Annotated in this window: 18 protein-coding genes; 7 read left to right on the top strand and 11 right to left on the bottom strand. The window is 57.6% G+C overall.

Annotation, left to right across the window (positions count from 1 at the left end):
* Window positions 1–2 precede the first annotated feature (2 nt).
* Entirely contained in the window at window positions 3–2,063 is a 2,061-nt protein-coding gene (gene ptrB / locus ABLV52_RS07460; RefSeq protein WP_032428920.1) for an oligopeptidase B, read from the bottom strand.
* Between the two features lie 120 nt (window positions 2,064–2,183).
* Window positions 2,184–2,843, bottom strand: coding sequence for a tellurite resistance TerB family protein (locus ABLV52_RS07455; protein ID WP_065881161.1), 660 nt, complete (start codon window positions 2,841–2,843; stop codon window positions 2,184–2,186).
* A 76-nt stretch (window positions 2,844–2,919) separates the two neighbouring features.
* Between ABLV52_RS07455 and ABLV52_RS07450 the strand changes: the two genes are divergently transcribed.
* Window positions 2,920–3,048: a hypothetical protein gene (locus ABLV52_RS07450; protein WP_348890228.1), complete on the top strand. Its 129-nt coding sequence runs from the start codon at window positions 2,920–2,922 to the stop codon at window positions 3,046–3,048.
* A 10-nt stretch (window positions 3,049–3,058) separates the two neighbouring features.
* Here ABLV52_RS07450 and ABLV52_RS07445 read toward each other — a convergent pair whose 3' ends face one another.
* Window positions 3,059–3,406 (bottom strand): YebG family protein, encoded by a 348-nt coding sequence (locus ABLV52_RS07445; protein WP_048336015.1) that lies wholly within the window; start codon window positions 3,404–3,406, stop codon window positions 3,059–3,061.
* A 135-nt stretch (window positions 3,407–3,541) separates the two neighbouring features.
* Between ABLV52_RS07445 and purT the strand changes: the two genes are divergently transcribed.
* A complete protein-coding gene (purT, locus tag ABLV52_RS07440) occupies window positions 3,542–4,720 on the top strand; it encodes a formate-dependent phosphoribosylglycinamide formyltransferase (RefSeq protein WP_032453377.1) in 1,179 nt (392 codons plus the stop codon).
* A gap of 58 nt (window positions 4,721–4,778) precedes the next feature.
* Here the strand turns inward: purT and ABLV52_RS07435 are convergent, their stop codons facing one another.
* From ABLV52_RS07435 to ABLV52_RS07420, 4 genes are all read right to left on the bottom strand, one after another.
* On the bottom strand, window positions 4,779–5,420 hold the full coding sequence (locus ABLV52_RS07435; protein ID WP_002911423.1) for a bifunctional 4-hydroxy-2-oxoglutarate aldolase/2-dehydro-3-deoxy-phosphogluconate aldolase: 642 nt from the start codon (window positions 5,418–5,420) through the stop codon (window positions 4,779–4,781).
* A gap of 38 nt (window positions 5,421–5,458) precedes the next feature.
* Entirely contained in the window at window positions 5,459–7,270 is a 1,812-nt protein-coding gene (gene edd, locus ABLV52_RS07430; protein ID WP_023290242.1) for a phosphogluconate dehydratase, read from the bottom strand.
* Window positions 7,271–7,492: 222 nt separating this feature from the next.
* Entirely contained in the window at window positions 7,493–8,968 is a 1,476-nt protein-coding gene (zwf, locus tag ABLV52_RS07425) for a glucose-6-phosphate dehydrogenase (RefSeq protein ID WP_044523979.1), read from the bottom strand.
* 10 nt (window positions 8,969–8,978) lie between these two features.
* Entirely contained in the window at window positions 8,979–9,128 is a 150-nt protein-coding gene (locus tag ABLV52_RS07420; protein WP_032453387.1) for a hypothetical protein, read from the bottom strand.
* Between the two features lie 159 nt (window positions 9,129–9,287).
* Here ABLV52_RS07420 and ABLV52_RS07415 point away from each other — a divergent pair, with 159 nt between their 5' ends.
* Window positions 9,288–10,193 (top strand): MurR/RpiR family transcriptional regulator, encoded by a 906-nt coding sequence (locus ABLV52_RS07415; RefSeq protein ID WP_072096624.1) that lies wholly within the window; start codon window positions 9,288–9,290, stop codon window positions 10,191–10,193.
* 125 nt (window positions 10,194–10,318) lie between these two features.
* Entirely contained in the window at window positions 10,319–11,761 is a 1,443-nt protein-coding gene (gene pyk / locus ABLV52_RS07410) for a pyruvate kinase (protein WP_002911440.1), read from the top strand.
* Window positions 11,762–11,824: 63 nt separating this feature from the next.
* Here pyk and ABLV52_RS07405 read toward each other — a convergent pair whose 3' ends face one another.
* Complete coding sequence (locus ABLV52_RS07405; RefSeq protein ID WP_348890227.1) at window positions 11,825–13,159, bottom strand: 2-hydroxycarboxylate transporter family protein; 1,335 nt, start codon at window positions 13,157–13,159, stop codon at window positions 11,825–11,827.
* A 416-nt stretch (window positions 13,160–13,575) separates the two neighbouring features.
* Between ABLV52_RS07405 and ABLV52_RS07400 the strand changes: the two genes are divergently transcribed.
* The 3 genes from ABLV52_RS07400 to dcuR all read left to right on the top strand — a co-directional run bounded on the left by ABLV52_RS07400 (window position 13,576) and on the right by dcuR (window position 17,041).
* Complete coding sequence (locus ABLV52_RS07400) at window positions 13,576–14,523, top strand: AEC family transporter (RefSeq protein ID WP_244337651.1); 948 nt, start codon at window positions 13,576–13,578, stop codon at window positions 14,521–14,523.
* 62 nt (window positions 14,524–14,585) lie between these two features.
* Window positions 14,586–16,271: an NAD-dependent malic enzyme gene (locus ABLV52_RS07395; protein ID WP_348890226.1), complete on the top strand. Its 1,686-nt coding sequence runs from the start codon at window positions 14,586–14,588 to the stop codon at window positions 16,269–16,271.
* A gap of 53 nt (window positions 16,272–16,324) precedes the next feature.
* Window positions 16,325–17,041 (top strand): two-component system response regulator DcuR, encoded by a 717-nt coding sequence (gene dcuR / locus ABLV52_RS07390; protein WP_348890225.1) that lies wholly within the window; start codon window positions 16,325–16,327, stop codon window positions 17,039–17,041.
* Window positions 17,042–17,071: 30 nt separating this feature from the next.
* Here dcuR and lpxM read toward each other — a convergent pair whose 3' ends face one another.
* The 3 genes from lpxM to znuA form a co-directional block, all read right to left on the bottom strand.
* A complete protein-coding gene (gene lpxM, locus ABLV52_RS07385) occupies window positions 17,072–18,043 on the bottom strand; it encodes a lauroyl-Kdo(2)-lipid IV(A) myristoyltransferase (RefSeq protein ID WP_348890224.1) in 972 nt (323 codons plus the stop codon).
* A 117-nt stretch (window positions 18,044–18,160) separates the two neighbouring features.
* Window positions 18,161–19,480, bottom strand: coding sequence for a murein DD-endopeptidase MepM (mepM, locus tag ABLV52_RS07380; RefSeq protein WP_023290249.1), 1,320 nt, complete (start codon window positions 19,478–19,480; stop codon window positions 18,161–18,163).
* Between the two features lie 15 nt (window positions 19,481–19,495).
* Complete coding sequence (znuA, locus tag ABLV52_RS07375; RefSeq protein ID WP_048336020.1) at window positions 19,496–20,440, bottom strand: zinc ABC transporter substrate-binding protein ZnuA; 945 nt, start codon at window positions 20,438–20,440, stop codon at window positions 19,496–19,498.
* Window positions 20,441–20,479: the final 39 nt, after the last annotated feature.

Genomic DNA, 20,479 nt, shown 5'->3' with positions numbered 1-20,479 from the left:
CCCTACACTGCCGCTTTCCCCGGCAGTGTCCCCTGCGCCAGGGCGATGAAAAAGGCGTACTCCAGCGCAACCCCCTCATAGCTTTTAAAGCGCCCGGATTTTCCGCCATGGCCGGAGTCCATATCGGTGCAGAGCAGCAGCAGGTTATCGTCGGTTTTCAGTTCACGCAGTTTCGCCACCCACTTCGCCGGCTCCCAGTATTGCACCTGGGAATCGTGCAGCCCGGTGGTCACCAGCATATGCGGATACGCCTGCGCCTTCACGCCGTCGTAGGGGCTGTAGCTTTTCATGTAGTGGTAATAGGTTTCATCCTGCGGGTTCCCCCACTCTTCAAATTCGCCGGTCGTCAGCGGAATGGTCTCATCCAGCATGGTGGTCACCACGTCGACGAACGGCACCTGAGCTATTACGCCGTGGAACAGCTCTGGACGCTCGTTAACGGCCACTCCCATCAGCATTCCGCCGGCGCTGCCGCCCATGCCATAGCAGAGCTGCGGGTCGCCGTACCCCTGGGCCAGCAGCGCGTCGCAGACGTCCAGGTAGTCGTTGAAGGTATTTTTCTTACACAGGAATTTTCCATCCTCATACCACTGCTGGCCCAGCTCCCCGCCGCCGCGGACGTGGGCGATGGCGTAAACAAAGCCCCGGTTGAGCAGGCTCAGCCGGCTGGCGCTGAAATCGGCATCGATACTGTCGCCATACGAGCCATAGCCATAGACCAGCAGCGGATTGCTCCCTTTACGAAAATGGTCGCGATGGTAGACCAGAGAGACCGGGACTTCGACGCCATCGCGGGCGGTTACCCACAGGTGCTCGCTCTGATAGCAGCGGGTGTCCAGCCCCTTCACCTCCTGCTGCTTGATCACCCGTCGTTCGCCGGTATCCATATCCAGCTCAAACAGGGTGTCGGGCGTGGTCATCGACGAGTAGCCGTAGCGCAGGCGCGACGTTTCAGGCTCCGGGTTATAGGCAAGCCAGGTGACATAGGCCGGATCGTCAAAGGCGATCCCTACCACCTCCCGGGTCCTGCGGTTAATCTGCCGCAAACTGGTCAGGCCGCGCTGACGCTCCTCGACGACCAGCCAGTCGGTAAACAGGGTAAATCCTTCGAGCATTACGTCGTGACGCGGCGGGATCAGCGTGGTCCACTGCTCTTCATCGCGCAGCACGGTACGGTAGAGGCCAAAATTCTTCCCCTCCCGGTTGGATCGCAGATAAAAAGCGTGCTGATAGTGATCGAGGCTATATTCATGATCTTTACGCCGCGGCAGGAAGCAGACCGGCTCGGCGTCTGGCAATTCGGCGTTGAGCAGCAGCACTTCGCTGGTGGTGGCGCTGGAGAGATAGATCACCACGAACTGCTGGGATGTGGTTTTATGCACGCTGACGTAGAAGGTCTCATCTTTTTCCTCATAGACCAGCGCGTCGCTCTGCGCCGGCGTCCCGACGGTGTGGCGCCAGACCTGATAAGGAAGCAGCGTGGTGGGATGTTTACGCACATACCACACAAAGCGTGAATCGTTGCTCCAGGCAAAGCCGGAGGTGACATTTTCCAGGGTCTCCGGATACCACTCGCCGTTGCTGAGGTCGCAAAAGCGCAGGCCGTACTGGCGGCGGGAAAGATAATCTTCCGCCACCGCCATCAGCTGGTTGTTGGGCGCAATGCCCAGCCCGCCCAGGGTGTAAAACTCGCTTTTCGCCGCCCGCTGGTTGGCATCAAGCAGGATCTCCCACTCGTCCCACTCCTCTTTCAGCACCGACTGGCGCTGGTAGATAGCGTATTCGCAGCCCGGCTCGTACACCTGACGATAGCGAAAGCCGTTTTTGCTGTAGGGGGCCGAGACTTCCCGCTGCGGAATGCGGTCGATAATCTCCTTCAGCAGACGCTCCTGCAGGCTGAGCTGCGAATCCATCACTTGCTTGCCGTAGGCGTTTTCCGCGTGCAGATATTCCAGCACATCAGGCCGCGCGCGTTCATCGTCGCGCAGCCAGTAATAGTTATCGATGCGTGTATCGCCATGCAAGGTCATGGCGTGAGGGATCCGTTTGGCTTTAGGTGGCATGTTATTCTTCTGCTGCTTTTTCGTGACACAAGAGCATTCAGGCCGCAGGGTGGCGCCTGAATGATGACGTGTCTATAAGGGTGGCAAAAGACGCGGGCGATGCAAGCGAAACGTGATAATTTAAACGCTTAGCGCCTGTTTTTGTGACTGGATATCCTGTTCGATGTCGGCCCGGACATCTTTTGGCAACGCCAGGGCCTCACCCAGGGCGTTGAGATAGCTGCGCTCCATAAAGTGGTCGATATCGATCACCGCGCAGCTGACGTAGTAGATCTCCAGCGCCTCCTGCGGGTCAACGATGCCCTCGGCCAGACGCTGCGGATCCAGCGGCTGAGCCAGCGCCTGGTCAATCAGCACCCGGGCCTGAACGTCAATATTGGCCTCCCGAAGCTGGGTTTCAATCCTCGCCCGCTCGTGATCGTCGATATGCCCATCGCTTTTGGCGGCAAACACCAGGGCGGTGATCAGCCGCACGCTGCGCGGATCGACATCCGCCGGCGCCGCAGCCGTCTCTGGTGTCGGGGCGGGCGTGTTCTGAGCGCGCATTTTCTGCTGATACTTGTTCCACAGCACGGTACCCGCCACTGCCCCACCGCCAGCCAGCAGCGCGCTGGTGCCATATTTCGCCAGCAGCTTGCGTGACGATTTGCTGGCCACCAACAGCCCTGCCAGCCCGCCGATGGCGCCGGGCAGCAGGGCGCTCCCTTTTGACGATTCGCCGGACGGCGACGCGCCCTGCTGTCCGAGCAGCGACTGCAGTTGATTTAGCCAGTTAGCCATGGTTTTCCTCTCAGGTGACAAACACTGTTATCAGCCTAAACGACGCGATGTCAGGAAATGTTAGATATGGCTAAAGATGCGCAAAGGTGCGCGCGGCGGCGGTACCGGGTTCAGCCGACCAACCGACCGACCGACCGACCAACCCGCCAGCCCGCCAGCCCGCCAGCCCGCCAGCCCGCCAGCCCGCCAGCCCGCCAGTGGCTGACCGCCAGCCATCAGGCCGCTTTGGCTTTCCGCGTTTTGGCAGCCGGCGCGGCGGCATCTTCCGCCGGGGTAGCCTCTGCGTCCGTTGACGGCGCGGGCGCCTCGTGCGCAGTCGCATCCTGCTCCGGCAGTTTGCCGGCGCGCAGGATATGCTGCAGCGCCTCTTTACGCTCCGCCAGCCACATCGCCATGGTATCGCGCTGGGCATCGTCCATTTCCAGCGGCGATGCTACCAGCCAGTCATTCAGCACCTCTGCCAGATCGAGCATTTTGTCGTAAGCGTCGGCCTCTTTTTTGCTGGCAAAAGACATTTTTTCCTCACCTTCGCGGATCACCACATATTTAATTTCAACCGCCATGCTGCAGCCTCTCGATACTGTATTTTTATACAGTATAACAAATTTCCCTTCCGGACTCAACTCACGCGCGTAAAGACAGACGCAAACGTTTTCGTTTATAATCGACCGCATCTTTTTTTACTGCGGAAGAGAGTTATGACTGTATTAGGCACCGCGCTGCGCCCGGCAGCCACCAAAGTTATGCTGTTAGGCTCCGGCGAGCTGGGTAAAGAAGTCGCCATTGAATGTCAGCGCCTGGGCATTGAAACTATCGCCGTCGACCGCTACCCCGATGCCCCGGCGATGCAGGTCGCCCACCGCGCCCACGTCATCAATATGCTGCACGGCGAGAGCCTGCGCGCGCTGATCGAACAGGAAAAACCTGATTACATCGTGCCGGAGATCGAAGCTATCGCCACCGATACCCTGGTCGAACTGGAGCAGGCCGGGCAGAAAGTGGTCCCCACGGCGCGGGCAGCGAAGCTCACCATGAACCGCGAAGGCATTCGCCGTCTGGCGGCAGAAGAGCTGCAGCTCCCCACCTCCAGCTACCGTTTCGCCGACAGTGAAGACGCCTTCCGCGCGGCGGTCGCGGAGATCGGCTTGCCGTGCATCGTCAAACCGGTGATGAGCTCCTCCGGTAAAGGCCAGAGCTTTATCCGCTCGGCTGACCAGCTCAGCGAAGCCTGGCGCTACGCCCAGCAGGGCGGCCGCGCCGGCGCCGGGCGGGTGATCGTCGAAGGGGTGGTGAATTTCGACTTTGAAATCACCCTGCTCACCGTCAGCGCCGTCGATGGCGTGCATTTCTGCGCCCCGGTCGGCCATCGTCAGGAAGATGGCGATTATCGTGAATCCTGGCAGCCGCAGCAGATGAGCGACCTGGCCCTTGAACGCGCTCAGGATATCGCCCGTAAGGTCGTGCTGGCGCTGGGGGGGCATGGCCTGTTCGGCGTGGAGCTGTTCGTTTGCGGCGACGAGGTGATCTTCAGCGAAGTCTCCCCGCGCCCGCACGACACCGGAATGGTGACGCTTATTTCGCAGGATCTCTCGGAATTCGCTCTGCACGTTCGCGCCTTTCTTGGGCTGCCCGTCGGCGCCATCCGCCAGTATGGCCCAGCCGCTTCCGCGGTGATCCTTCCGCAGCTGACCAGCCAGAACGTCAGCTTCGGCCAGCTGCAGTCGGCCGTCGGAGCTGGCCTGCAGCTGCGTCTGTTCGGCAAGCCGGAGATTGACGGCACCCGTCGTCTGGGGGTGACCCTCGCCGTCGCCGATTCAGTGGAAGAGGCCGTGGCGCGGGCTAAAACCGCCGCCGCGGCGGTTATCGTCGAAGGATAAATAATAAAAAAACCCGGTCGCGTTGCCGCTGACCGGGTTGTTGACCTTGAGGCGCGGTTTACTTCGCGCCTTCCACCGCTTCACGCGCCAGGGTGGTGATGCGATCGTAGTCGCCAGCTTCCAGGGCGTCGGCCGGCACCAGCCAGGAACCACCGATGCACAGCACGCTGTTCAGCGCCAGGTAATCACGGTAGTTGGCCGGGGAGATACCGCCGGTCGGGCAGAAACGAATGTGACCGAACGGACCAGCAATCGCCTGCAGCGCTTTCACGCCGCCGTTGGCTTCCGCCGGGAAGAATTTAAACTCTTTCAGACCGTACTGCATGCCCAGCATCAGCTCGGAGACGGTGCTGATCCCCGGGATCAGCGGAATAGTGCCGTCTTCGGTCGCCGCTTTCAGCAGAGATTCGGTCAGCCCCGGGCTGATAGCGAACTGCGCGCCGGCTTCTGTTACCGCTTTCAGCTGCTCGACGTTGGTAACCGTGCCCGCGCCGACAATCGCGTCCGGCACTTCTTTAGCAATCGCGCGGATCGCCTCCAGGGCGCACTCGGTGCGCAGAGTCACTTCCAGGACGCGCACGCCGCCCGCGACCAGCGCTTTCGCCATCGGAACCGCGTGTTCCAGCTTTTTCACTACGATAACCGGGACAACCGGACCGGAGGTGAGGATTGCTTCTGCTGTTGTTTTCCAGTTTTTCATCAGGATTTTCTCTCGCCAGATCTAGAAATTAAATCGTCTTAAAAAGTGATGCAGGTTGCGCCCTGCTCCGCGCCAGAGAGCTTCTCACGCAGCGCCCCAAACATCTCCCGACCGGTTCCTACGCGCGACGCGCTGAGGTCAGGGATATGCGGCTGACGCGCCGCCAGTTCGGCATCGTCCACCAGCAGCGTCAGTTCCCCCGTCTGCCCGTTCACGCGAATAAGATCGCCATCGCGCACTTTCGCCAGCAACCCACCATCATAGGCTTCAGGCGTGACATGGATGGCTGACGGGACTTTACCGGAGGCGCCAGAGAGTCGGCCATCGGTCACCAGCGCTATTTTGAAACGGCGGTCCAATAATACACCAAGTGGCGGCATAAGTTTATGTAATTCTGGCATCCCGTTCGCTTTTGGCCCCTGATGACGGACCACCACCACGCAGTCTTTGTCCAGCAGACCCGCTTCAAAGGCCGGCAACACGTCGTGCTGGCTCTCGAACACCACCGCCGGCGCTTCGATCACCTGGTTCTCTACCGGGACTGCCGAGGTTTTCATGACCGCACGGCCGAGGTTACCGCTCAGCACCTTGGTGCCGCCGTGACGGGAGAACGGTTTCTCGAACGTCGCGATGACCTGATCGTCAAGCGGCGCCGTCGCGCCTTCCCGCCAGTCCAGCTCGCCGTTGTTGAGCCACGGCTCGAGGGTGTAGCGCGACAGGCCGAAGCCGGCGACGGTGTGAACGTCCTCATGCAGCAGGCCGCCTTTCAGCAGCTCGCGCACCAGAACCGGAACGCCGCCCGCCGCCTGGAAATGGTTGATATCCGCCGGGCCGTTGGGGTAGAGGCGCGCCAGCAGCGGCACCACGTCTGACAGGTCGGAGAAATCATCCCAGTTAATGATGATGCCCGCCGCGCGGGCCATCGCCACCAGGTGCATGGTGTGGTTGGTGGAACCGCCGGTCGCCAGCAGCGCCACAATGCCGTTGACCACCACTTTTTCGTCAAACATTTTGCCCAACGGCATCCACTCGTTGCCATTGCCGGTCATGCGGGTGACCTGGCGCGCGGCGGCGGCGGTCAGTGCTTCCCGCAGCGGGGCATCCGGATGGACGAAGGACGATCCCGGCAGCTGCATGCCCATAAACTCCACCACCATCTGGTTGGTGTTTGCCGTACCGTAGAACGTACAGGTCCCCGGAGCGTGGTAAGAAGCGGCTTCGGACTCCAGCAGCGCCATGCGGTCAACTTTGCCCTCTGCGTACAGCTGGCGAATGCGAACCTTCTCTTTATTAGGCAGGCCGCTGGCCATCGGACCGGAGGGAATAAAGACCGACGGCAGATGGCCGAATGAGAGCGCCGCCATGGTCAGTCCGGGCACAATTTTATCGCACACGCCGAGATACAGCGCGCCATCGAACATGTTATGCGACAGGCCGATGGCCGCGGACATGGCGATCACTTCGCGACTCAGGAGAGAGAGCTCCATGCCGTCCTGTCCCTGGGTCACGCCGTCGCACATCGCCGGCACGCCGCCGGCCACCTGGCCGACCGCATTGGCGCTGTGCAGCGCTTTGCGAATGATATCCGGGTAGTGTTCGTAGGGCTGATGCGCGGACAACATATCGTTGTAGGAGGTGATGATGGCGATGTTGTTGCGCAACATGCTTTTCAGGGAGGCTTTGTCGTCGGCCTGACAGGCCGCGAAACCGTGAGCCAGATTGCCGCAGGCCAGTTGCGCACGATGCACGGTGTCGGTTTTGGCCTGGTTAATCCTTGCGAGGTAAGCCGCGCGGGTATCACGCGACCGTTCGATAATGCGATTTGTTACCCGTAACATTGTCGAATTCATAAAGGCTCCTCAAAATTTTATCTGTCCGGCCGCTGCGAGATGACGTGTTTTGGTGCCCGAAGCCACCAACACCAGCGCTCAGGGGCAAAATGTCTGTAGGCAGTGTAATAAAAAAAGCCCCGTGGGTGAATCCTCACGGGGCTTAAAAGATTAAAAAGCGTGCGACTTTCTGCGTCAGATCATGTTACCGGTAAAATAACCCTGACGGATAAGACCGCGAGCTTACTCGAACTCGTTCCACGAGCGACCATCGCGGGTGATCATGGCCACCGAGGCCACGGGTCCCCAGGTCCCGGCCTGATACGGTTTTGGCGCATCGCGGTCGGCTGCCCAGGCTTCTGTGATGGAGTCCACCCACTTCCACGCCTCTTCCACTTCATCACGGCGGACGAACAGCGCCTGGATACCGCGCATGGTCTCCAGCAGCAGACGTTCATAGGCATCGGCCAGATGCGTCTGATTGAAGGTTTCGGAATAGCTCAGATCCAGCTTGGTGATCTGCAGGTTATGCTTGTGGTCGAGGCCCGGCACTTTGTTCAGGACCTGGATATCCACCCCTTCGTCCGGCTGCAGACGAATGGTCAGCTTGTTCTGCGGCAGCTCCTGCCAGGTCTCTTTAAACAGGTTCAGCTCCGGCGTTTTGAAATAAACCACCACTTCGGAACATTTGGTCGGCAGACGTTTGCCGGTGCGCAGATAGAACGGTACACCAGCCCAGCGCCAGTTATCGATATCAACGCGGATCGCCACGAAGGTTTCGGTGTTGCTGGTTTTGTTCGCCCCCTCTTCTTCGAGGTAGCCTGGCACTTTTTTGCCCTGGGCAAAGCCGGCGGTGTACTGGCCGCGAACGGTTTTCTCGCGCACATTGGAGCGGTCAATACGGCGCAGGGATTTCAGCACCTTGACCTTTTCATCACGGATGCTGTCGGCGCTGAGATCGGACGGCGGCGACATGGCAATCATGCACAGGATCTGCAGCAGGTGGTTCTGGATCATGTCGCGCATCTGTCCGGCCTGGTCGAAGTACCCCCAGCGCCCTTCAATGCCTACCTCTTCCGCGACGGTGATTTCCACATGATCGATGGTACGGCAGTCCCAGTTATTGACGAACAGGGAGTTGGCAAAGCGCAGCGCCAGCAGGTTGAGGACCGTCTCTTTTCCGAGGTAGTGGTCGATACGGTAGACCTGGCACTCTTCAAAAAACTCGCCGACCTGATCGTTGATTTCCCGCGAGGTTTCCAGCGAGGTGCCCAGCGGTTTTTCCATGACCACGCGCGCAGGCTTGGCATTGAGCTTCGCTTCGCCCAGACCTTTACAGATGGCGCCAAAGGTGCTCGGCGGCATGGCGAAATAGTTGATGGTGACGCGATTCTTTTGGTCCAGCATGTCGCCCAGGCGGCTGAATCCGCTGGTGTCATTGACATCAAGATTACAGAACTCCAGGCGTCCGCTCAGGGAATCCCACAAACCTTCATCAATTTTTTCCTTCATGAAGGTTTCCAGCGCTTCGCGCACCACTTTGGTGTAAGCCGCTTTATCCCAGTCGGCACGGCCGACGCCAATGATCCGGGTGTCGGCGTGGATCTGGCCCGCCTTTTCAAGCTGATACAGGGAAGGCAACAATTTACGCCGCGCCAGGTCGCCCTTCGCGCCGAAAATGACCAGGTCGCATGCCTGGGCCGTTTGCGTTACCGCCATGTCATTCTCCTCAGTTGATAGTCTGGTGCTTTTGCCAGGCTATATTTGTAATTTTCTTACACTGCACTGTACTGTGTTTACGTATTTCCCGAAAGCCTTCCCCTCCGTTTGCGGCGGGAAAACCGCACAGGGTGAAAACATTCGGCGATGATTTGGGCATCTGGCTGATATTGTTCGTTGTTTGTTCCTGTTTCAGGTCAGTAAAATACGACTCTGATCATGTAATGAAAAAAAACAACATTTTTTCCCGTCATTCCTCACCGCTTGCGCTTGCGGAGGGGTATATTCTTGCTAAAACGCCCGATGATTTCACCCATTAATGAAATCGTTTCCATTGATGAGCGCCCTGTTACTAATGAACATGCTGGAAAAAATCCAGTCCCGACTGGAACACCTTAGCAAATCTGAACGCAAAGTGGCGGAAGTGATCCTTGCCACCCCCGCGCAGGCTATTCATTCGAGCATCGCCGCCCTCGCCCTTGAGGCCGGGGTGAGCGAACCGACCGTCAATCGCTTTTGCCGCAGTCTCGAAACCCGTGGCTTTCCTGATTTCAAACTGCATCTCGCCCAGAGCCTTGCGCACGGCACACTCTATGTTAACCGCAATGTTGATGAAGACGACAGCGTTGAGTCATACACGGGAAAAATATTTGAATCGGCCATGGCGAGTTTAGATCAGGTCCATCATTCTCTCGACATGTCGGCAGTGAATCGCGCGGTGGATCTCCTGACTCAGGCCAAAAAAATCGCCTTTTTCGGCCTGGGCTCTTCGGCGGCGGTCGCTCATGACGCGATGAACAAATTTTTCCGCTTTAACGTGCCGGTCATCTATTCCGACGACATTGTCCTGCAACGCATGAGCTGTATGAATTGCGATGACGATGATGTGGTGGTGATTATCTCGCATACCGGAAGGACCAAGAGCCTGGTGGAGCTGGCGCAGCTGGCCCGTGAAAACGATGCCATGGTGATCGCCCTCACCTCCCCCGGCTCGCCGCTGGCCCGGGAAGCCACGCTGGCCATTACCCTGGATGTGCCGGAAGATACCGACATCTATATGCCAATGGTCTCGCGTCTGGCCCAGTTGACCGTCATTGACGTGCTGGCAACTGGCTTTACCCTGCGCCGGGGAGCAAAATTCAGAGATAACTTGAAGAGGGTCAAGGAAGCGCTGAAGGAATCGCGTTTTGATAAAGAACCGTTCGTACCCAGTGATAATCAATAAAAGTTGATAACAAGCAGTACCCCATTACACCTTCGATAACGATCCGGCTGTGCGACGTTGCAGGCTGGCGCTACCGAATCCATGTTCACGCAACACCAAAGTTGTATCAGTCAACGGAGTATTACATGTCCAGAAGGCTTCGCAGAACCAAAATCGTTACTACCTTAGGCCCGGCAACTGACCGCGATAACAACCTGGAAAAAGTTATCGCCGCGGGCGCAAACGTAGTGCGTATGAACTTCTCTCACGGCACCCCGGAAGATCATCAGCTCCGTGCCGATAAAGTGCGTGAGATTGCGGCAAAACTGGGCCGTCACGTAGCCATCCTCGGCGACCTCCAGGGACCAAAAATTCGCGTATCGACCTTTAAAGAAGGCAAAATTTTCCTCAACGTCGGCGACAAATTCCTGCTCGACGCCAACCTCGGCAAGGGCGAAGGCGACAAAGAGAAAGTCGGAATCGACTATAAAGGCCTGCCGGCGGACGTCGTGCCTGGCGATATCCTGCTGCTCGACGATGGTCGCGTGCAGCTGAAAGTCCTCGAAGTTCAGGGGATGAAAGTGTTCACCGAAGTGACCGTCGGCGGCCCGTTGTCCAACAACAAAGGGATTAACAAGCTGGGCGGCGGCCTGTCTGCCGAAGCGCTGACTGACAAAGACAAGGCCGATATCGTCACCGCCGCTAAAATCGGCGTCGACTATCTCGCCGTCTCCTTCCCGCGCTGCGGCGAAGACCTGAACTACGCCCGTCGCCTGGCGCGCGATGCCGGTTGCGATGCGAAAATCGTCGCCAAAGTCGAGCGTGCGGAAGCCGTCTGCGACCAGGACGCCATGGACGACGTGATCCTCGCCTCCGATGTGGTAATGGTTGCCCGCGGTGACCTCGGCGTCGAAATCGGCGATCCGGAGCTGGTGGGCATCCAGAAAGCGCTGATTCGTCGTGCGCGTCAGCTGAACCGTTCCGTCATCACCGCCACCCAGATGATGGAGTCGATGATCACCAACCCGATGCCGACCCGTGCGGAAGTCATGGACGTGGCCAACGCCGTGCTGGATGGTACCGATGCGGTGATGCTCTCCGCGGAAACCGCTGCCGGTCAGTACCCGTCGGAAACCGTGGCCGCGATGGCGCGCGTCTGTCTGGGCGCCGAAAAAATCCCGAGCCTCAATGTCTCCAAACACCGTCTGGACGTCCAGTTCGACAACGTGGAAGAAGCGATTGCCATGTCGGCGATGTATGCCGCCAACCACCTGAAAGGCATCACGGCCATCATCACCATGACCGAATCGGGCCGTACCGCGCTGATGACCTCGCGCATCAGCTCCGGTCTGCCGATTTTCGCCCTGTCCCGCCACGAGCGCACCCTGAACCTGACCGCCCTCTACCGCGGGGTGACGCCGGTGTTCTTCGACAGCCAGAATGACGGGGTGGCCGCTGCGCACGATGCCGTCAATCTGCTGCGGGACAAAGGCTACCTGGTCTCCGGCGATCTGGTGGTCGTTACCCAGGGTGACGTGATGAGCACCATCGGCAGCACCAACACCACGCGTATCCTCACCGTCGAGTAAGCCTCGGTCTCTACCTGCCAGCGCTACGGCTGGCAGGTATTTTTTTGCCCAACGCCCGGCAGGCTACACCATCCAGCTCAGCAATAGCGTCGCAGCGATCACCGTCGACGCCCCACCGATACGCGTCGCAATCTGTGCAAACGGCATCAATCCCATGCGGTTTGAGGCCGAGAGAATGGCGACATCCCCCGTTCCGCCCAGCCCGCTGTGGCAGCTGGTAACGATGGCGGCTTCCACAGGATACATATTAAGACGTGAAGCGATAAAGAACCCGCTCAGCGCCATGGCAATGACAATGGAGCCGCACACCACGACGTAGCCAACGGAGAAGACCGAGACCACGCTCTCCAGCGGTACATACAGCATGCCCAGGCCGATCATCAGCGGCCACACCAGCGCGGCGGAGACGAACTTGTAGCAACTGTGCGCCCCCAGCTCCATCGCCGCCGGGATAACTTTTGTATATTTGCAGAATACCGCCGCCAGAATCATCAGAACCGGCCCCGGAATATGCACCACCTTCTCCAGCAGACCGCCGATGATGAAAAAGGCGCAAATCATCAGCAACCCGGCGCCCATGAGATGAAAATCGGTGGGCTGCGTACTCTGATTCTGCGCAAAGACGCTATTATCTTCATGGCTGCGGATCAGCATCCCGTTGCCGGACAGCGCCGGGCGACGAGCGCCCATGCGGGCCAGAAAGCCGGCGCAGATAATGGCGAAGATGTTACCCACCACCGCCGCCGGCGCCAGTTGAGCCACGTAGGCATCTGGCGCCTGTCCGAGGATCGCCGAATAAGCCAGCGACAACGGCAGGATCCCTTCGCCGATGCCGCCGCCGATAATCGGCACAATGATAAAGAAGAAGGTGTGATACATACTGTAGCCGAATAAGCTGCCCACCAGCAGGCCGGTTACGATTGCCGCGCCGGTTCCGACCACCAACGGGACAAACATGCGCACCATCCCCTGGATCAGAATCGTGCGGTTCATACCCAGGATACTGCCGACCACCAGGCAGGCGATGACGAAATAGAGGAGATTGGCCTCCTTCATCAGCAAATGCACGGTATCGAGCGTATGCGCTTCAAATACGCCAAAGTAGACCAGCACTGAGGGCGTCATCAGACACAAAATCGCCGGACCGCCAATATCTTTTAACACCGGCACCATGCGGCCAATTTTCGCCAGTGCGAACCCGAGGGTCATGATGACCGCCAGTCCGCCAATCATGTTTTTTGGCAACAACCCCGCGCCAGCGGAGAGCGCCACTATCGTGGCAATACCTATAAACAGCGTTAACGGCACGGCGCCGACTTCGATATTGGCGAAAAGTCGAGTCGCTTGCCCGTTCGGCAACGTTTTATCTATCGGGTGGTTGAGTGAATTATTTTTCATATTTTTACCTGAATAATAAGGAGGTCACGTAGGGTCAGGATGCAATATTAAAATCGCGCAGCACTATGAACTAAAAAGCACTAAACGCCGTATCAACTAAATACACTGAAACGGTAGCACAGGACTTCAAAACTAAAAACGACAACCGTATTAACGCTGCCGGCTTTGTGACTGAGCCATAAAGTTTATTTTAAGTAATTTAATTTATTATCGCGAAGCTAAAGTTATCGCCAGCTAAAATAATGAACTCTGTTAATACAACGCAATGATTTAATAATCTTTTCTCTATTTGTAAGTAAAGTAGCCAAGGCGAAATTATTTAAAGCCAGATGACTGTGATGGCTATCACCTTTTAAATATTAGGGGTTCGTTAGATTGGCAGCACAACAATCCGATAATATATGTCAGGACATTTTATGCCTTCACTGCTCTTGCAATCTCTTTTCCCGTTGGTATTTATCATGCTGCTCGGATGGCTTAGCGGCAAACTCGGCTATACCCGCCGTGAGGACGCCTCCGTTCTTGCCACGGTGGTTATCCGCTTTGCCCTTCCTTTTCATCTTTTTATCGGCGCATTACATACCAGCCCGGATAAAATAAAAAACTTCACCTTTATGGCGGTGCTGGTTATTGGTCTGATGGGGTCGTATTTTCTTACGCTACTGATCTCGCGCTACGTTTTTCGTCATGATATTAAAACCAGCGCGATTCAGTCGCTGGTTTGCGCCTTCCCCGATATGGCCTACTTTGGCGCCCCCGTGCTGGCGGTGCTGATAGGTCCGGAGGGCTTTCTCGGGGTGCTTATCGGAAACCTGGTGACCAGCGTGTTGATGATCCCTCTGACCATCATCCTGATCCGCATGGGAGACCAGCCCGGAGACGCTGAGGCTCCCCAACTCCACGCCGGGCAGTTGATCCTGCAAAACCTGCATAACGCCGTGCGAAATCCCATTGTCTGGATCCCCATTTCCGGGGTGCTGCTCAGCCTGGCCGGGATCCAGCTGCCGCCTCTGCTCAGCGTGCCCGTCGAAATGGTGGGTAAAATCGCCGGCGGTCTGTCACTGTTCGCCCTTGGGCTGCTGTTTTACGGTGAACGTCCGACGGTCAATATTCAAACCTGCACCAACATTAGTATTAAAAACCTGATCCAGCCGGCCATGATGGCGCTGGCCGGGCTGGCCTTTGGGCTCAGTCATACCCTGATGCAACAGGTTATTATCATTGGCGCCACGCCTTCCGCTATCGCGGCGGGGATGTTTGCCCTGCGCAGCGATACCTATATTGAACCCGCCTCATCTTCTATTTTGCTGGGCACCGCCATCGGCGTGGTCACCGAAGGCGTCATGATTTATCTCATTTCGTAATCACAGAAATAAAACACCAAGACATCAGGCAATGTTTTAATTTGATATTCAGGAGTCACGTAATGTTAGCCACAGAAACCTTATACACCCCCTATAACGGTGCTGTCCTGCTGGAAAACCCGTTATTAAATAAAGGCCTCGCGTTTACGGAAAGCGAACGCACAGCGTTTAATCTTCAGGGGCTGTTACCGCACAATGTGGAAACCATTGAGGAACAAACCGAGCGCGCATGGGGTCAGTTTTGTCAGTTCAAAAAAAGCATTTCGCGCCATATTTATCTCAGAAATATTCAGGACACAAACGAGACGTTATTCTATAACCTGCTGCGCAGCCATATGAAAGAGACGCTGCCGATTATTTATACCCCGACGGTGGGTGAAGCGTGCGAACACTTTTCAGAAATATATCGCCGGGGACGCGGCCTGTTCATCTCCTGGCCCAACCGTCACCATATTGACGAGATGCTGCAGGGGTTTTCCCGCAACGATATCAAAGTCATCGTGGTAACCGATGGCGAGCGTATTCTGGGGCTGGGCGACCAGGGGATCGGCGGTATGGGGATCCCCATTGGCAAACTCTCGTTATATACCGCCTGCGGGGGCATTCACCCGGCATCAACGCTGCCCATTATGTTAGATGTCGGGACCAACAATCCGCAGCATCTGGAGGATCCGCTATATATGGGCTGGCGACATCCGCGCATCAGCGATGAGCAGTACCTGGAGTTTATGGACATGTTTGTTCATGCCATTCAGCAGCGCTGGCCGACTGTCTTGCTCCAGTTTGAAGATTTTGCCCAAAAGAATGCCACGCGATTGCTCAACCGCTATCGACACCAGCTGTGTTGTTTTAACGATGATATTCAGGGCACCGCCTCCGTGACCTCGGGAACCCTGATCGCCGCCGCTGCCGCCGCCGGGACGTCGCTCCGCGACCAGCGGGTGGTTTTCCTTGGCGGCGGTTCGGCCGGATGCGGCATTGCGGAAAAAATCATTGCGCTGATGGTGGATGATGGGCTCTCAGAAACGGAAGCACGTCGCCGCATCTTTATGGTTGACCGCTTTGGTCTGTTGACTGATGAGATGCCTAATCTGCTCAATTTTCAGCGCGAGCTGGTCACCCCCCGAGCCAATATCGCCCACTGGGATACCGAGGCGGCCCAGCTGTCGCTGATGGATGTCGTACGCAACGTCCACCCTACCGTGCTGATCGGCGTGTCAGGCCAGCCGGGGCTGTTTAGCGAAGAGATAGTGAAAGAGATGCATCGGCACTGCCCGCGTCCGATTATTATGCCGCTCTCTAACCCCACCTCCCGAGCCGAGGCCCAGCCGAAGGATCTGCTGGAGTGGACCCGGGGTAGCGCGCTCATCGCCACCGGCAGCCCGTTCGACCCTGTCTTCTATGACGGCAAAACCTACGACATTGCCCAGTGCAACAACGCCTATATTTTCCCCGGTCTGGGGCTGGGGATCCTTGCCAGTAAAGCCGAGCGCGTCACCGAAGCAATGCTTATCACCTGCAGTAAAACGCTGGCCGCCCACTCGCCTCTGGCGACCCGCGAAACCGGCGGTTTACTGCCGCCGGTGGAAGAGATCGAGATGATCTCACGGGCTATTGCCGCAGAGGTCGCCCGCGCGGCTCAACTCGACGGCGTAGCGCCGCAGATTGACGAGGCGCAGCTGGCGGCGAATATCGATAAAACCTTCTGGCGAGCGCGCTACACCGCGTATAAACGTTCGTCATTGTGATCGCTCATCTCGCGGGAAGCCGGCTGGCTTCCCGCCACTCGGGGGAACCACCCATGTTCAATGTGCTGATTGTCGATGATGATCCTATGGTGGCCGAACTGAACCGGTTGTTTATCAGCCAGGTAGCTGATTTTCACTGCTGCGGAGTCGCGGCGACGATCGCCGATGCCAACGCGATGCTGAGCCATCTGGCGCCGATCGATCTGCTGCTGCTGGATGTCTATATGCAACAGGAGAGCGGCCTGGACCTGCTGCCGGCGCTTCGCGCTGATGGGCGGAATATTGATGTCATCATGATGACGTCCGCCGCCGATGCGCTCACCGTGCAGACGGCGCTGCGCTATGGCGTGGTTGATTACCTGATTAAACCGTTTCAGTTTCCGCGCTTTGAGCAAGCCCTGCGAACCTGGCGCAATAAACGCGATGCGAAGCAAGCGAAATCCTGCTACGCCCAGGCGGATATCGACACCCTGCTACGCCGCGGGGTTCAACAACAGGACGGCCCCCGCCGCTTGCCGAAAGGGCTGACGCCGCAAACGCTTCGCCTGGTGTGCCGGTGGATAATCGCTCATCAGGCGCGAGATTTTTCAACCAATGAGCTGGCGGCGGCACTGCAGATCTCCAGAGTTTCATGCCGCAAATACCTGATTTGGCTGGAACAGATCAACGTGCTATTCACCAGCAATCACTACGGTATCACCGGCCGACCGGAGTATCGTTACCGGCTTGCGGCTGAGAACATGATGTTGCTGACGCAATATAGCCAGTGAGCCGGGAATGCCCACTGGCGCGCCTGCAGACTACTTCTTAGGGTACAGCTCTTCGCGTTTGTAGGGCTCGATTTCACCCGGCTTGCGCGTCTTCAGCAGCTTCAGGATCCAGGTGTACTGCTCGGTGTGCGGCGTAACAAATACCTCCACCTCTTCGTTCATCCGCCGGGCGATCGTTGTATCGTCAGCGTCCAGCAGATCGTCCATCGGCGGGCGCACCAGCACCGTCAGGCGATGCGTTTTGCCATCGTAGACCGGGAACAGCGGAACGACGCGGGCGCGGCATACCTTCATTAAACGGCCAATCGCCGGCAGCGTGGCCTTATAGGTCGCGAAGAAATCCACAAACTCGCTGTGCTCGGCGCCGTGATCCTGATCGGGGAGATAGTAGCCCCAGTAACCCTGGCGCACCGACTGAATAAACGGTTTGATCCCGTCGTTGCGCGCGTGCATCCTTCCGCCAAAACGACGACGTACGGTATTCCACACGTAATCGAAGACCGGGTTACCCTGGTTGTGGAACATCGCCGCCATCTTCTGCCCGCCGGAGGCCATCAGCATCGCCGGGATATCCACGCCCCAAGCGTGCGGGACGAGGAAAATCACCTTTTCATTATTGCGCTGCAGCTCGTCGATGATCGCTTTACCCTGCCAGTCGACGCGGGCGAGAATTTTCTGCGGATCGCGCAGGCCCAGCTCGGCCATCATCACCATCGCCTGCGGCGCCGAGGCGTACATGGCGTCGATGATCGCTTCCCGCTCATGCTCGCTTTTTTCCGGGAAGCAATACAGCAAATTAATCTGCGCCCGGCGGCGCGAGCTTTTCGCCAGACGCCCGACCAGACGACCGAGTTTGCCGAGGAGCGGATCGCGAAAGGAAGGCGGCGTCAGCGCAATACCGGCGAAGGCAAAGACCCCCAGCCAGGCGCCCCAGTAGCGCGGCAGTAAAAAAGATTTTTCAAACTTAGGGATAAACTCAATATTATTTTTTTTCGTTTCCATGCCCAATCCGCAGATCGACTGCTTAATCAAGATAATGGGATAGTGTAGCGAGACGTTGGGTATCCTACAAAATAAAAAGCCGGCGCCCTGGGGCACCGGCTTTCCACTGACCGGTGGTTAGTCAAACCGCAGCTGCGGAACGACCTCTTTGACCTGCGCCAGATAATCGGTACGGTCGGAACCGCTCAGCCCTTCAGTACGCGGCAGTTTCGCCGTCAGCGGGTTGACCGCCTGCTGGTTGATCCACACTTCGTAGTGCAGGTGCGGCCCGGTAGAGCGTCCGGTATTCCCCGACAGCGCAATACGATCCCCGCGCTTCACTTTCTGCCCCGGCTTCACCAGCAGCTTACGCAGGTGCATGTAGCGAGTGGTATAGGTACGGCCGTGGCGGATGGCCACGTAATACCCGGCGGCGCCGCTACGCTTGGCCACCACCACTTCGCCATCACCCACCGCCAGCACCGGCGTTCCCTGCGGCATCGCGAAATCGACGCCACGGTGCGGCGCGACGCGCCCGGTGACCGGGTTCAGACGACGCGGGTTAAAGTTAGAGGAGACGCGGAACTGACGCGCCGTCGGGAAGCGCATAAAGCCTTTCGCCAGCCCCGTCCCGTTGCGGTCGTAGAATTTTCCGTCTTCGGCACGGATGGCAAAGTAGTCCTTCCCGTCAGAACGCAGACGCACGCCAAGCAGCTGGCTTTGCTCGCGTTTGCCGTCAAGCATTTCGCGCGACATCAATACCGAGAACTCATCGCCTTTCTTCAGCTTACGGAAATCCATCTGCCACTGCATGGCCTTGATCACCGCGCTGATTTCCGTGCTGGTCAGCCCGGCATCGCGCGCGCTGGAGACAAAGCTGGCGCCGACGGTGCCTTTCAGCACACTGTTGACCCAGTCGCCTTTCTGCAGCTCGCTGCTCATTTTGAAGCCGTTAGCCACGCGGGTGTAGGTGCGGGTTTCGCGGCGGGACATCTCCCAGGTCAGACTCTGCAGATCGCCGTCGGCGGTCAGGGTCCAGGAGAGCTGCTGGCCAATCTTCAGATTACGCAACTCTTTATCGGCGGAGGAGAGCTGGGCGATATCACCCATATCGATACCGTACTGGTTCAGGATGCTGCTGAGGGTATCGCCGGTCGACACCACGTATTCGTGCCCGCCGGCATCGCTATCGGCTTTTTCGTCGAGTTCATCCTGAGGAATGGCTTCTTCTTCCTGCGGGGCCTGGTCGATCGGCTCGGAGGCTTCCGGCAGCAGGGAGCGGATCTCGCTTTTTTCCAGTTCAATGGTTCTGACGATGGGGGCGGATTCCGGGTGGTAAATGTAGGGTCGCCAGACGGCGACCGCTAAGGTAAGAACGCTAAGCGACCCCAGCATGACGCGATGAGGTCGTGGCAGATTGTTAAATGCCTGAGTGACAGCGCGGGCTATCTGTTGCACGTATTCACTTCCTCGTTAATCTCCTTTCAGGCAGCTCGAATACTGATTCGCCAGCTGGGTGAGGAATTGCGGGTAACTCGCTTTACCCAGCTTAATTCCGCTACCCAGTGGATCCAGGGTCCCCATGCGCACAGACGTGCCCCGGGCAACAGCTTCGATAACCGCTGGCCTGAACTGTGGCTCAGCAAAAACGCAAGTGGCTTTCTGCTCAACCAGTTGTGTTCTGATTTCGTGTAAACGCTGCGCACCGGGCTGTATTTCAGGGTTGACGGTAAAATGCCCCAGCGAGGTCAAACCGTAGTGTTTTTCAAAGTAACCGTAGGCGTCATGAAAAACGAAATAGCCCTTTCCTTTCAGCGGTGCCAGCTCATTGCTAACCTGCTTGTCGGTCGCCGCCAGCGCGGCCTCGAACTGCTGCAGGTTGCTGTCGAGTTTGGCTCGACTCTGCGGCATAAGTTCCAATAATTTATCGTGGATTGCAACCGCCGAAAGCCGCGCTATCTCTGGGGATAACCACAGATGCATATTGTAGATACCGTGATGGTGATCGCCGTCACTTTTTTCCGCTGCGCCATGGTCATGACCATGATGATCGTCATCGTCGTCAGCGCCGGTCATCAGCAGCGGTTTGACCCCATCCAGCTCTGCGATAGTCACCTTTTTATTCGCCGCAATGCTTTGCGTCGACCTATCCATAAAGGCTTCCATTTCCGGACCGATCCACACCACTAAGTCTGCGTTCTGTAAGCGTTTTACATCGGAAGGACGGAGAGAATAATCATGCTCGGAGGCGCCATCGGGCAGCAGCACCTGGGTGTCGGTAACCCCATCGGCGATAGCCGCCGCGATAAAGCCCAGCGGTTTCATGGAAGTCACCACGGCGGCGCTGGCCTGTGGTACCTGTGCGAACAAAAAAACAGCGCCAAGTCCAGCGCAAAGAAGCGTATTTTTATGTAACATAATGCGTCTAGTCATCGAAACGAGTGAGTGTGATGTGAT

This window comes from Klebsiella sp. GB_Kp056 (assembly GCF_040064755.1).
GTDB lineage: Bacteria > Pseudomonadota > Gammaproteobacteria > Enterobacterales > Enterobacteriaceae > Klebsiella > Klebsiella quasipneumoniae.
Note: the sequence above shows the minus strand (reverse complement) of the source record. Positions and strands in the feature narration are given on the sequence as shown.

Coding starts and splice junctions, on each gene's coding strand:
- ptrB (WP_032428920.1), bottom strand. CDS start 2,063: ATGCCACCTAAAGCCAAACGGATCCCTCACGCCATGACCTTGCATGGC.
- ABLV52_RS07455 (WP_065881161.1), bottom strand. CDS start 2,843: ATGGCTAACTGGCTAAATCAACTGCAGTCGCTGCTCGGACAGCAGGGC.
- ABLV52_RS07450 (WP_348890228.1), top strand. CDS start 2,920: ATGCGCAAAGGTGCGCGCGGCGGCGGTACCGGGTTCAGCCGACCAACC.
- ABLV52_RS07445 (WP_048336015.1), bottom strand. CDS start 3,406: ATGGCGGTTGAAATTAAATATGTGGTGATCCGCGAAGGTGAGGAAAAA.
- purT (WP_032453377.1), top strand. CDS start 3,542: ATGACTGTATTAGGCACCGCGCTGCGCCCGGCAGCCACCAAAGTTATG.
- ABLV52_RS07435 (WP_002911423.1), bottom strand. CDS start 5,420: ATGAAAAACTGGAAAACAACAGCAGAAGCAATCCTCACCTCCGGTCCG.
- edd (WP_023290242.1), bottom strand. CDS start 7,270: ATGAATTCGACAATGTTACGGGTAACAAATCGCATTATCGAACGGTCG.
- zwf (WP_044523979.1), bottom strand. CDS start 8,968: ATGGCGGTAACGCAAACGGCCCAGGCATGCGACCTGGTCATTTTCGGC.
- ABLV52_RS07420 (WP_032453387.1), bottom strand. CDS start 9,128: ATGCCCAAATCATCGCCGAATGTTTTCACCCTGTGCGGTTTTCCCGCC.
- ABLV52_RS07415 (WP_072096624.1), top strand. CDS start 9,288: ATGAAATCGTTTCCATTGATGAGCGCCCTGTTACTAATGAACATGCTG.
- pyk (WP_002911440.1), top strand. CDS start 10,319: ATGTCCAGAAGGCTTCGCAGAACCAAAATCGTTACTACCTTAGGCCCG.
- ABLV52_RS07405 (WP_348890227.1), bottom strand. CDS start 13,159: ATGAAAAATAATTCACTCAACCACCCGATAGATAAAACGTTGCCGAAC.
- ABLV52_RS07400 (WP_244337651.1), top strand. CDS start 13,576: ATGCCTTCACTGCTCTTGCAATCTCTTTTCCCGTTGGTATTTATCATG.
- ABLV52_RS07395 (WP_348890226.1), top strand. CDS start 14,586: ATGTTAGCCACAGAAACCTTATACACCCCCTATAACGGTGCTGTCCTG.
- dcuR (WP_348890225.1), top strand. CDS start 16,325: ATGTTCAATGTGCTGATTGTCGATGATGATCCTATGGTGGCCGAACTG.
- lpxM (WP_348890224.1), bottom strand. CDS start 18,043: ATGGAAACGAAAAAAAATAATATTGAGTTTATCCCTAAGTTTGAAAAA.
- znuA (WP_048336020.1), bottom strand. CDS start 20,440: ATGTTACATAAAAATACGCTTCTTTGCGCTGGACTTGGCGCTGTTTTT.